The sequence below is a fragment of the Halobacillus sp. A5 genome (assembly GCF_024189315.1).
Taxonomy (GTDB): Bacteria; Bacillota; Bacilli; order Bacillales; family Halobacillaceae; genus Halobacillus_A.
Window position 1 is genome coordinate 1,171,622 of record NZ_JAIZEO010000001.1, and the last position, 12,616, is coordinate 1,184,237.

Annotated in this window: 13 protein-coding genes; 2 read left to right on the plus strand and 11 right to left on the minus strand. The window is 43.1% G+C overall.

Annotated elements, in window-relative coordinates; genetic code table 11:
* The first annotated feature begins 301 nt into the window (after window positions 1-301).
* Window positions 302-1,672: an N-acetylmuramoyl-L-alanine amidase gene (locus LF822_RS06170; protein WP_253923052.1), complete on the plus strand. Its 1,371-nt coding sequence runs from the start codon at window positions 302-304 to the stop codon at window positions 1,670-1,672.
* 150 nt (window positions 1,673-1,822) lie between these two features.
* Here the strand turns inward: LF822_RS06170 and LF822_RS06175 are convergent, their stop codons facing one another.
* The 3 genes from LF822_RS06175 to LF822_RS06185 form a co-directional block, all read right to left on the minus strand.
* On the minus strand, window positions 1,823-2,032 hold the full coding sequence (locus LF822_RS06175) for a hypothetical protein (RefSeq protein ID WP_253923053.1): 210 nt from the start codon (window positions 2,030-2,032) through the stop codon (window positions 1,823-1,825).
* A 171-nt stretch (window positions 2,033-2,203) separates the two neighbouring features.
* Entirely contained in the window at window positions 2,204-3,013 is an 810-nt protein-coding gene (locus tag LF822_RS06180) for a helix-turn-helix domain-containing protein (RefSeq protein WP_253923054.1), read from the minus strand.
* A gap of 158 nt (window positions 3,014-3,171) precedes the next feature.
* Complete coding sequence (locus LF822_RS06185; protein WP_253923055.1) at window positions 3,172-3,531, minus strand: YuzC family spore coat inner layer protein; 360 nt, start codon at window positions 3,529-3,531, stop codon at window positions 3,172-3,174.
* A gap of 144 nt (window positions 3,532-3,675) precedes the next feature.
* Here LF822_RS06185 and LF822_RS06190 point away from each other — a divergent pair, with 144 nt between their 5' ends.
* A complete protein-coding gene (locus LF822_RS06190; RefSeq protein ID WP_253923056.1) occupies window positions 3,676-4,914 on the plus strand; it encodes an MFS transporter in 1,239 nt (412 codons plus the stop codon).
* Here the strand turns inward: LF822_RS06190 and LF822_RS06195 are convergent.
* The 8 genes from LF822_RS06195 to LF822_RS06230 form a co-directional block, all read right to left on the minus strand.
* A complete protein-coding gene (locus tag LF822_RS06195; RefSeq protein ID WP_253923057.1) occupies window positions 4,852-5,658 on the minus strand; it encodes an AraC family transcriptional regulator in 807 nt (268 codons plus the stop codon). The genes LF822_RS06190 and LF822_RS06195 overlap by 63 nt on opposite strands.
* A gap of 11 nt (window positions 5,659-5,669) precedes the next feature.
* Window positions 5,670-5,981 (minus strand): hypothetical protein, encoded by a 312-nt coding sequence (locus tag LF822_RS06200; protein WP_253923058.1) that lies wholly within the window; start codon window positions 5,979-5,981, stop codon window positions 5,670-5,672.
* A 642-nt stretch (window positions 5,982-6,623) separates the two neighbouring features.
* Window positions 6,624-7,235 (minus strand): flavin reductase family protein, encoded by a 612-nt coding sequence (locus LF822_RS06205; RefSeq protein ID WP_371925836.1) that lies wholly within the window; start codon window positions 7,233-7,235, stop codon window positions 6,624-6,626.
* Between the two features lie 15 nt (window positions 7,236-7,250).
* The gene (locus tag LF822_RS06210) at window positions 7,251-8,507 is read right to left on the minus strand and encodes an MFS transporter (RefSeq protein ID WP_253923059.1); all 1,257 of its coding nucleotides are present in this window, start codon (window positions 8,505-8,507) and stop codon (window positions 7,251-7,253) included.
* Window positions 8,508-8,563: 56 nt separating this feature from the next.
* Window positions 8,564-10,057, minus strand: coding sequence for a sodium:solute symporter family protein (locus LF822_RS06215; RefSeq protein ID WP_253923060.1), 1,494 nt, complete (start codon window positions 10,055-10,057; stop codon window positions 8,564-8,566).
* 3 nt (window positions 10,058-10,060) lie between these two features.
* Window positions 10,061-10,312 (minus strand): hypothetical protein, encoded by a 252-nt coding sequence (locus tag LF822_RS06220; protein ID WP_253923061.1) that lies wholly within the window; start codon window positions 10,310-10,312, stop codon window positions 10,061-10,063.
* Between the two features lie 35 nt (window positions 10,313-10,347).
* Window positions 10,348-11,256 (minus strand): hydroxymethylglutaryl-CoA lyase, encoded by a 909-nt coding sequence (locus LF822_RS06225; RefSeq protein WP_253923062.1) that lies wholly within the window; start codon window positions 11,254-11,256, stop codon window positions 10,348-10,350.
* 14 nt (window positions 11,257-11,270) lie between these two features.
* A complete protein-coding gene (locus tag LF822_RS06230; protein WP_253923063.1) occupies window positions 11,271-12,464 on the minus strand; it encodes a CaiB/BaiF CoA transferase family protein in 1,194 nt (397 codons plus the stop codon).
* Window positions 12,465-12,616: the final 152 nt, after the last annotated feature.

The following is a 12,616-nucleotide window of genomic DNA, read 5'->3' on the forward strand; positions in this document are numbered from 1 at the left end:
ACTATTTCCTCAGTACGAAACACATATATCAATAAAGAACAAAATAACTAATCAAGCCAGATGCTTTCAGCATCTAAGCAGTGCTGTTTTCCTTCAGTAAAAGTCTGATTCAAAACCCTTTTCCTGAAAATGATATCGACGTATCTAAACCCTCACCACAAATAATAACTGAGTCAGACCTATTATCATAGTTTTTCTTTAAATATGATGCTATAATCGCGCTCTCATCCTCTGCAGTTGTCCACACCAGCTCTATCAATCACCCATAGAATAAAGTAGTCTTTTAAAGGAGGCTAATAATATGAAGAAAATCGTCATAGACGCAGGTCACGGCGGTACAGATTCAGGTGCTTCATATCAAGGAAATCTAGAAAAAAACTTCAATTTATCAATCGCTTTAAAGGTTCAAAGCCATTTGCAGCAAAACTATGAAGCTGAGATTGTGATGACTCGCACAAGTGATGTAACCTTATCTTTGGATGCCCGTTCACGTCTTGCCAATAACGAAAACGCAGACTTTTTCTTATCAATCCACAACAACGCAGCCGGCGGTCAGGGATTTGAGAGCTATATTTTTAACGGGACCGTTTCAGCACCTACACGAACTTATCAAAACGCAATTCATGACAGAATCATGAGTGCCGTCCAGTCGAAATATAACATTAGAGACCGTGGCAAGAAGCGGGCCAATTTTCATGTACTGAGAGAAACAAGAATGCCGGCATTACTGCTGGAAGTCCTGTTTGTTGATAATGCAAGCGATGTAGCTAAACTGAGAAACCCGGCATTTATTGAGGAAGTGTCAATCGCAATTGCTCAAGGAACAGCCGAAGCCTTAAATCTGCCAAGAAAAGCGCAGCCTGATACCCTTTACCGGGTCATTGCCGGATCATTTAAGAGTCGGGATAATGCCGAACAACGGGTGCAGGAGCTTTCACGCCGTAACATTGATTCATTTATCCGCACAGCATCAATCTCTGGAGAAACGTATTACCGCGTCCAGGCTGGAGCTTTTTCCGAGCGTGCGAGGGCCGAAGAACAAGTTGAACGGCTTAAAAATGCCGGAATCAGCGACGCCTTTATTATTACAGACAATGAGGAATCAGACCCCGTTCCGCCCGCAACCCCAGAGGAGCGCTTTACCATAGAAGGCAGCACACACATGCTCGCCCACCAGCTTGATGAGTTCGCCCGTACTGTAAATCCAAAAGCGCCAAAGTTAGGTGCCCATTATGTACGTTACGGAAAAGCGTACGGCATTCGTGCCGATGTGGCTTTTGCCCAGGCCATTCATGAGACGGATTATTTCAGGTTTACGGGTGTGGTAGATGCAGATCAAAATAATTACGCCGGCATTGGAGCTACAGGCCCAGATAATAAAGGCAGCCGCTTTGCTACGCCGCGTGACGGTGTGCACGCCCACATTCAGCATTTATACGCATACTCGTCAACAGAAGATATTCCTGAACAATTTGAAAAGATTGATCCAAGATTTGACCTCGTGACGCGTGGAATTGCGCCAACGTGGACTCAGCTTAACGGCAGGTGGGCCGTACCTGGCACCACTTACGGGCAAAGCATTATCAATATCTTTAAACGTAATATTACGCACGCTATTGAACAAATCGATAAGAAAAAGCAGGAATTAGAAAACGTACTGGATGAATTTTAATTCATAGGATACCTGGCTGACCTGGTAACAAGTTCAGCCAGGTTTTTTATATTTTGATGGCTGCTCCCCCTCTCTATCCAGCTAATTTAGGCTTCCAACTATCCACACAGTTCCTCAAATTACTATCATACTTTGTACGTACTTTCATGGTCATCCAAAATAACTGTTATTCTTCATCTGCTCTCCGGCAATGGAAGACCTTGCATTCATTTGAGCATTCGATTCATGCTTTGCTCTTTCCATGTCATCACCGTCAATAGGACCGCTTTTAAAACCTAATCGATTAAAAATCATTCCGATGAACACAGGCAGGAAACAAACTCCAATAACAGCTGATAATACCCACAGGGCAGTCATCATGGATCACCTTCCTCCATATTATTCGACGACCAATTTTCAAAATTCCGAAGCATTTCTTTATACGATACAGAACATAGGAAAATCCTATCTTAACAGCTTACTAATCTACATACGAATGAAAGCTTAAATTTGTTTCACTTTTCTAACTATTTCATCCTTATGAAATCTAGTTCACTCATTTAACCAGTCATAATGAATCGTCTTTGGGTTTTCCAGGGTCTCTCTGCGGACCATTTGCATAAAACGATTCTTTAATCCACCAAAATAATACCCCATAAACGTTGTTTGAATCATGCCATGCTTCTGAGCAAACACCGCCTGCTTAAATACTTCTGTCACCGGTTCAATATACCACTCTAACGGGTCGCGCATATTCCATTGCTTATAAGCACTTTCTACTGTTCTCCAGGCAGTTAAAATCTCCGATGGATTTAAAAATGGCTGCGTCGTTATGACGAAAGGTTTAGGAATAAATGAAGGAAGGTAAGTGTAGTCGAGGAGTACAGACTTACTAGAAGAGCTTTCACTTTGCTTATTCACTGCTTCGGAATTATTTTCAGCCTTTGAGGGTTGTTCTGATGAGGGTTTAGAAGAGGGGGCTACCGTGTCATGTGGGGTGACAGCTGGGGTGACATCGTCCGGTAAAAAAAGATCCTCCTGATGGAGAATAACTAGTATATTCGCACCTCGCTTTCCATTTGCTTTCGTCGTCTCCACACGTTCTAAGAGCTTCTCCTTCTCAAGACGGTTAATCGAACGAATTACGGTCCGCCGACTGATGTTCGTATGTTTCTCAATCGTTTCTATTTTAGCGAAGGATACCCCTCTATATTTCACAGAGTGACGCCAGATAAACTTTAGTACTTTCAATGTGCCCTCGGATAACGCGGCTTTCATTTTGAAAAGAAAGGAGCGGACATGTTCGTCCATCTCTTTGACACTGCTAAAGGTTTGTAAGCTTCGAATTTGTTCAATTTCCATTTACTTTTCCTCATTTCACCATGTTTACTACTATAATCGAAATGAGGAGGCAGTCAGGTGTTGTATTTTATAAAAAGATTTTTAATACGCTAAGCCCCTGCCTCTTAACTAAACAAAAAGAGTGCCGTTTCAGTTGAAACTGACACTCTTTTCTTCCTTCAGCGTCTCCACCTCAGCGCTATCTCTAATTTACAGCAGTCTATTTCTTCAATGGAGGAACTAAATTCCAGCCTTACACTATCTGGATTATAATGAATCTCGAGACGCGATGTCACGCCGATTGATTTAATCAGACGTTCTACTTCTTCATCATCTGAAATTTGGGCAGCCTGCATTAACTGCGCATCAAATTCTTCAGATTCCGCTATCTTATCCAGTACTTTACTGGCATCCTTCATCAGCTTCTTTGATTCTGCAGCTGACTCTGTTAACAATGCTGGATCCACTTCCTCATACGGCCGAAAGGGCCAATACTGTGGGCAGCAGTATCTGCAGGGATAATAATACCCATAATACATGACGATCTCCTCCCACCCTCATCATATGCGGCTGAGTCCTGATTGGGGAGTAAGCTGTGTGAGGATAAATTGCTTTGATTTTCAGCAAGAATCGAAAAGACGGCTCCTCTGGTTTCTTTTACGATGAAAGAGAGGTGACCGCCATTGTGTAAACCGTTATGGAAGAATAAAAATATCCGATTTTATGTACTAGCCGGGTGTATCTCCCGGTTAGGAGATGCCCTTACTGGTATGGCATTTTTGTTCCTGGCTTACGATTTAACCGGTTCAAATCTGCTTACGACAGTCATGGCTGCAGCCGAAACAGTCCCTTATTTATTGTTTGGATTAATAGGAGGAGTCACAGCTGATTGGATGCAAAAAAAGAAATGGCTGATTCAGCTGGATATCATCCGTGTGCCAATTGTTCTCTCGGTCGTAGTATTATCCTCAATCGGGTGGCTCACTTTTACTTACTTGCTTACTGCAAGCTTCTTACTGCAGAGCATAGGCTGCTTTTTCAATCCTGCTCACCGTTCAGTCCTGCCTCTGATTACGGATGAGAATGAGCGAATAAGTGTGAACAGCCTGTACGATTCCTTAACCAGAGGGATTACCATCCTGAGTCCGGTAGTTTCTATCTGGCTCCTGAATACGTATGGGGCGGTTCATTTTTTTACAGTGGATGCTTTAACCTATGTGACCAGCGCATTATTTCTTTACCAAGTTACTATCAAAGAAAAAGAGCATGCCGTCCAAAAATCTCTAACAGGAATGGTTGAGGCGATAAAGGAATTCGCCGACTGGACCAGGACTCAGCCCGTTATCCGCCGTTTGTTTCTGTTCACGTTTATCACTGTGTTTTTTAATACGTGGGTCTGGGAAGTTGGACTCCTGCTTGCATTAGCTGAGATGAGCGGAAGAAGCGAGGAGCTGTATAGTATGCTTCAAGGTGTCTTTGGAGGTGTCGTTATCCTGACAAACACTGTTCTCCCTTTGTTCTTTAAGAAGCTTACCTTCAGCCACTACTTGATCGGTGCACTTATATGGGGAACAGGAATATTTTACTACGGAATATTTTTTAATGTCCCTCATTTTTTTATCGGCTGTGCGATTGTCGGAATCGGACTGCCGTTAGCCGGGCTGACCCGGATCTATATTCTGCAGAGTCTTATACCTGAGGAAAAAATGGGTCGGGCATTCAGCCTCAATGCTGTCCTGCTTTATTTAGCCAATACGATTTCTTTAGCGGTTTATGGTACGCTTGCTTCCTTCCTGTCTATTCAGTATTTAATGATTGGAAGCGGCAGTGTGATGGTACTTGTTAGTATGATCAGCCTGCTAATTTATACCGTAGATACGGCGAAATTCGGTCGGCGTTTTTTGATAAATTTTTTTAAATAACAGATTGTATGACGCAGCACTTGTAAATCCGCAGTCAAGGGCAATAGACAGAACCGGCCGTTTTGTATGCAGGAGGGCGTGCTGGCTGCGAAATAACCGATACAGCTGCAGCCACGAATAAGGAGAGATCCCCGTCTCTTCTTTAAAAAGGTGGGCAAACTGAAATTTACCGACTCCTGCAGCTTCCGCCATTTGTGCAAGAGTCCATTCTTCTGTGTAGCTCTGCTTCAGTGCATCCATTACCCTTGTCGCCGGGCCCCCGTTATGAAAGGAAGGAAACGAGGTCGTGTGTGACCCCGTACCATATTGCACCATCAGTATTGCCAGCTGAGCTATACAGTGGTCAAGAAACTGGACAGTGATCAGCTGATCTGACCTTTGTTCGAGAAAATATTCCCTTACAAATGTGATCCACTGTTGAAGCTGAGGATGACGGTAAGCAACCTTAGAAAATTCAGGGGCATGCCCATGGATGCCCAGTTGTTCCGCTGCTTCCTTAACTAAAGAGGGCTTCACTTCTATAAGAAGCTTTTCCACGGAAGCGTAAACCTGTTTATGTTCATCTGCCGGGTTAAATATGAAAAAAGAACCCTGGCCGATGGCAACATCTCCGAAGGGTGTCTGATAGATTCCTGTTCCAAAAGGGGAGAAAATCAGCTTATAGCAGTCATCACTGCGCCAGTTTCGTTCTCCTAATTGATCACCTCTCATAAGCAGTAATCCTTGTTCATGTTCAACGATCATTTCGTTCTCTCCTATCCACTGCTTCTTTTATCTTTATCTTTAAACTGAGCCGCATGCTGTCTCGCAAATTGAACAATCCCAGCATACGTTTTCGAGTCAAAATCCTTCTTAGCTAAACTATGAACTCTGACCTTACCTTCATCAATTATCTTAATTCTTTCCCCTCCACGCACATATAAAGTAACATACAAAAAAGGATCATCCAGATCATATTCAACCTTTAACTCTTTAGGAAAATCAGCCGTAATCAGCACCCTGTCTTCCACCTGCTTTAATGAAAGCTGACTGTAGAATTGAAGATTTTTCACACCTTTAATATACAAAGGAAATCCCTCCTGTTCAGTATATCGATGATAACGATTTGTGAAATGAATCACTTTCTCATCGTACTCATTCCCGTTTAAGAGTATTCCTTAACCATGTTAAAAGATAGTGAAACTTTGTTAAAATAATCTAAATATTAAGTTCATCGTACCATTTTTGTCCATTTTCATTCTATCATCCTGTTATGTATTCTATCATTATTTCTTAATGAATGGTCTGGTACAATCATTTAGATAATCGCTATCCATAATGGGTAACCTCACAACTCCTATGTAAAAAAAGACCGGCTGGCTTCAATGGTCTTTAGTCCAGTGAGGTGGTCTATTCATTCTTTAACTATCTGATTTTACAGCCCAACTCGGAATTTATAAGACCTTGAAAAAAGCCGGTAATTGTCAAAAGCTCCTATCAGCTGATTTACATGCATTTGCAGACCTTCTGCTTTCTGTTCAGCTTCAAGTCCACCTTCAGCTGCCGTATCAAGGAACTCCGAGAAGTCGGCACGATAGTTTATAGTAACCTTAGTATATACCAGTTCATATACAGCCTGCGTAAATTAAGTTCATTTGTATGTGTCTTTTAAAAAAAGAAAAGGTTCAGGGCTTCAAAATCAGCCCTGAACTACATTGCATAGGAAGTGCTTATTTTTTTTCTTGGTCAGGCAGCGAGTAGATGTGTTCTATTTCGCTGAATTTATTAGCAAGACGCGCGAGCGGGCGCAGTTGTTCTAAATCCACCTTGTACTCTGCTTTATAAACTTGTTCCTGAATGTGGAACATCACCATTTCTCCGATCACTAAATGATCCGTTCCAAGCTTTATAATTTGATTTAATTTACATTCCATTTGAATCGGTGCTTCTTTAATACGCATCGGTTTGACAAGCTCGCCTGGAATAGGAGTAAGTCCGGCCGCTTCAAATTCGTCAACCTCGCTCGAATAATTTTCTGAAGTCTTTTGCACTTCATTTCCTAAGGAGGCGGAGGATATATTGATTACAAATTCTCCGGTGGCTCTTATATTTTCCAAAGTATCCTTCACAGTTCCGCTTCTCTCGCCCACCCCTGGTCCGATAGAAATACAGAGCATGGGCGGCTTTCTTGAGGCAACTGTGAAAAAGCTATAGGGAGCCAGATTTAGAATACCTTCTTTAGAAATAGAAGAAACCCAGGCGATAGGTCTTGGTACGACAGAGCCGGAGAGAAGCTTATACACTTGGTCTGTCTGCAGCTCCAAAGGATCAAATTTCATCATTTCCAAACTCCTCCATTAAGTAGAACGAGCATACTGCTGTTCTTTCTTCATTTTAAATAACTGACCTAATAAAAGCATGACGAAGACCATAATGCCGGATATCATTAACCAGCCAAACATATAGCCTGCCGTTTGATCTACAATTAAACCGAATAAGGGCGGAAGCAGAATGACCCCTAATGATCCCAATGTAATACTGAATCCACTGGACAGTCCGGCCTGTTCTTTAGGAACAAGCTCAGATGCTAAGTTCATCCAGATTCCATTGAATCCAGAAACTGAAAAACCAAACACAAAGAACAACGGGACCAGCCATTGAAACGGTGTACCTGCTGGAAGAAAAGCAACGACAATGCTGGCAGTAAGAGTGATAATTACGATAATGGTCATCACGGTGAGCCGCTGACCGCCAAATAGACGGTCACTAATCACTCCCCAGCCGATACGTCCAACAGATCCGCCTACCTCCGAGATGACAAGTAAAATACCAGCCAGTACCAGGCTGATGCCTATCTGTTCATATGTAAATAAGACAAGATACGTATTAAGGCACATTTGAGATCCGTTAATCCCCATCGCGCTAAAGCTGATCAGGAGCAATGGTTTATTTTTCGCCATTGCTGCTATAGATGACCATGTAGAGGAGGTTGAGCTCGTATCCTTTGTTTTCTTCGCTTCAACTAGTGGATCTCTGTATAGAAAATATGCCAAAAACCCGGCGGCAATTAATCCAATACTTGCGATAAGGACAACAATCCTCCACCCATAATCTTCAGCAAGAGGCAGTAATAAAATGGCGGAAAGCGCAGATCCAAACGTAATTCCCATCTGCTTTATGCCCATAGCCGTACCCCGCTGGCGTTGGGAATGCCAATACACAATCCCCCGATTCGTTGTCGGATGCATCCCTCCATAGCCGATGCCCCCTATAACTATAAGAAGCAATACGAGCCAAAAAGCCTCGAGGAACGTCATGATGATAAAACTTGTGCCAAGGCAGGTCGAAAGCATAAGCAGCAAAGGTCTTGACCCAACACGGTCAGCCAAAAAACCTGTAGGAATCGAAGCAAGCGCCTGCCCTAAAAATAGAGCAGACGGCAGCAGTCCGACTTGTGCTTTCGTTAAATAAAGATCTTCTTCAATAAGAACGCCAAGAGGACCTAAGCTTCTTCCTATAAATGCTACCATAACCTGAGCAACCAACAGCCAAAGGAGCATTCTCCACGGTCTGTACAAATCTTGAGAAGCTGATTCCAGGTGAGAGATTCTCATCCCAATTCATCTCTTTTCTAAAAACTACTTTGTTAGCACTATATCATATTTTTTTATTACATCCCTATAACCTGCTTTGCTTCTTTTTCTTCCATCACGGACACACTCATAACCATACTGCCGACTACACAAATGATTAGATTAAGGAGAAGCCCCCATAACCCGTTCGCCAATCCAAGAAAAGAGATACCGGCAAGCGTCATGACCGAGGCTGCAATCGTACCCGTCAGCATGCCTGCAAATACAGCTTTAGTATGAAGACGGTTCCAATAAAGTCCTAGAATAAGTGCGGGTGCGATTTGAATAAGCAGTTCAAATTTCAATACAAATATCTGGTAGAGCGTTCCCGGTGGATACCAGGCTACCCATACGAGGATTCCAACTGCTGCTACACCTACTAATTTTCCAACGAGCAGCTTTTTTTGTTCAGATGCCTCTGGATTAATATAACTTCCGTAAAGGTCGTTTGAGACAATAGAAGAAAAGGTTAATAATACCGAGTCGGCTGTGGAAACTATGGCAGCGATTACCCCGCCGAACAATAAAATCATTGCCCAGTAAAAGAGAGCGTTCTGATTCGCTATGGCGCTTGCCATCATACCTACAAGCTGCTCTGACTCACCTGTAGATAAATCAGGGTAAGCGTTGATCCCGATAATTCCAATGATGAATACCACCCCTGCAGTCAAAAAGGGCATCCATGCCATACGGCTGAAGGACTGCTTTAAAGCACGCTCGCTTTTCGCAGCAAAAATCCGTTGAATGGCGTGAGGATAAACGGCAGCTCCTATACCAATTAATACGAGCATACCAAACCAATTGACGAGACCGGGACCTTCTGGAATCCCTAACTTTTCCGGAGAATACGCCTGCATGTAATCAGCAGAAGTCGGCAGCCCGCCAAAGTAAACAATTGACCCAATCAGCAGCATGAAAACTCCTAGCAGTAATGCAATTCCCTGCATCGTATCTGTATACGCCACAGAACGCATGCCTCCGAGCCAGCCGTAAATAATCATAATGACAACGAAAAAGATCACTCCAACCTGGTACGGCACTGTCCCCCCCGTAAGACCATCCACACCCTGTCCAATCGCCACTAACTGCTCCAGCAGGTAATTACCAAGCCCGTAAAGCATTAGAAAAGAAGCCAGTATTGTGACAGCTTTAGACTTGAAACGTTTTTCAAACCACTGAGCCGGCGTAACGAGCTTGTACTTTTTACCCATCGAGTAAAGTCTTGGGGCAAACAGCAAATAAGCGACAATAATCATGATGAAAAATGGAACAGATACTAGATATTCGAACCCTTGCCTGTAGGCGGAAGGCGGATAGCCGACTACGGTATTCCCGCTGTACTGTGTGGCAAAGAAAGTGAAAAATAACACCATCACACCCAGACCACGGCCGCCGAGGTAGTATTCCTCCAGGCTCTGGTGTATTCCTTTATTGCGCAAATAAGTGACGATGCCCACACCAAGCATAATAAAACCGTAAATTACTAAAATGAGGATTCCTGACCAGCCTGAAAATGCTAATTCCATATCCATACCCTATTTCTCTCCTTTCGTTTCAGCTTCTTCCTGTTCCTCTTCAATGACCCAGTGATATTTTAATACATAAGAGAGATACGCAGACAGCAGCAGAGAAGCGATAATAATCACAACCGCCCATAATGGAATACCGTAGATTAAAATTTCTTCGAAGCTTTGCGGAAAATACCAGGGGTTGATCATAGCAAACAGAACCCCTAATATTATCCATACCTTAACGTTTTTAATCGGTTCTTTTGTTGCTTTATTCATAGTAGAAACCTCCTTTATATTTAGGACTAATTTATTTAATCGACAGGAAACAAGTCGGATATTTTACCGGCTTTCATTACCTGACCCGGGACTTCACGACCCAATTGCTGCTCGAAATCTTTGGACACTGCTATTAATTGGTCAAGGTCCACATTCAATTCGTAATCCATGAAAGAAAGCATATGAACTAAATCTTCTGTACAAATATTCCCTGTAGCTCCAGGAGCAAAAGGGCAGCCTCCTAACCCGCCAAGCGAGGCATCATAACGATCGATTCCTGCGCGAATTCCTTCCATCACGTTAGCCAGCCCCATCCCGCGTGTATTATGAAAATGGAGTGTAATCGGGAGATCCGGCCATTGCCGGCGGACTTTCCGGCATAGTTCATATACCTGTTTGGGCGTAGCCATACCTGTTGTGTCCGCCAGCGTTACGCCTGCTGCACCAATGTTTATATACCGGTCAATTAACGTCATTACCCGGTGTTCATCAATTTCTCCTTCAAAAGGACAGCCAAAAGTCGTCGCAAGCGTGCCATTGATTTGAATTTTCGATCCTTTTAAATATGAAGAAATTTGTTCAAAGTTCGTAAAAGACTCATCTGTCGTACGCCTTACATTCTTCATATTGTGGGTATCACTTACGGATGCTACCAAATTCACCTCATCGGCTTGGCAGGCTAGTGCTCGTTCGGCCCCTTTTACATTGGGGATCAGTGTTGTATACGTTACCCCGGGATGACGATCAATTTGAGTCATAACCTCTTCAGCATCTCTAAGATTCGGAACTGCTTTAGGAGATACAAAGGACGTAACTTCAATCTTATCAAGTCCGGTTTCACTCAATTTATTAATGAGCTTCACTTTATCTTCCGTCGGTACAAATTGATCTTCTATTTGAAGTCCATCTCTCGCAGCTACCTCCTGAATATAGATTCGGTTCACTTCTCCACCCCCTTCTAAATAATTCCTTTTTCTCTAAGCTGCTGTACTTTATCATCATCATAGGTGAGCCAGTCCTTCATAACTTCATCCGTATGCTGTCCAAGCTCAGGTCCCAGCCATTTTGTATCTCCCGGCGTTTCACTCATTTTTGGAACGATGCCGGGAATCTTCAGTTCCTCCTCAGCGTTAAGTTTAAAATTTTGAATCATTTCCCTGCTTAAATAATGAGGGTCTTTAACAATGTCTTCTATACTATAGATAGGACCAGCCGGCACATTAGCTTCATCCAGGATTTGGAGGGCATTATCAAAATGCACCGTTTTCGTCCAGCTTTCAATTGTCTCGTCTAACAAATCCGCATGCTGCGCTCGTCCGCTATTTGTTTGGAACCGTTCATCCTCTGCAAATTCAGGATGACCGATCGCCTCCATTAACCTTTTAAAAATGGCATCTCCGTTTCCACCAACGACAATGTACTTCCCATCCTTACACTGGTAGGTATTAGACGGAGCAATCCCTGGGAGGGAGGACCCCGTTCTCTCCCTTACAGCTCCCATTTTGTCAAACTCAGGAAGCGAACCTTCCAGCAAACTAAACACGGCTTCATATAAAGCTACATCTACTACCTGACCTTGCCCGGTTCCGTGCACATCTCTATGATATAAAGCCATCATTGCCCCAATTACGGAATACATAGCAGCTAATGAATCGCCAAGGCTGACTCCGACACGTGTCGGCGGAAGATCGGGGTGACCAGTTATATGCCTCAATCCTCCCATTGATTCACCAATACTGCCGAATCCAGGTTTGTTACGGTAAGGCCCCGTCTGTCCGTAACCTGATACTCGAACCATGATGATGCCTGGATTGATTTCCTTTAAATCCTCATATCCCAAATTCCATTTCTCCAGCGTACCCGGCCGGAAGTTTTCAATAACGATGTCACATTGCCCCACCAGTTCTTTAACTAACTCCTGACCTTCCTTACTTTTCAAATTAACGGTGATCGATTTTTTATTTCTTGCCTGCAGTCTCCACCATAAGGATGTTCCGTCGTATACGTGTCTCCAATCTCTAAGGGGATCACCTTTCCCGGGAGGCTCAACCTTAATAACATCAGCCCCAAATTCAGCCATTAACCTTCCTGCAAACGGTCCGGCAATCAAGCTGCCCATCTCAAGTACCTTTACACCATCTAAGCTTTGCATAACTTATCATTCCACCTTTATGAAAGCGCTTTATCAAAAAGCGAAAATTTACTCCCTTTACTTCAAGTAAGAGAGAAGAATCACATAATAATATCTAAAATTTCTGAAATCTTGGTATGATAATAACACTTTGTATACAATACTTCAATAAT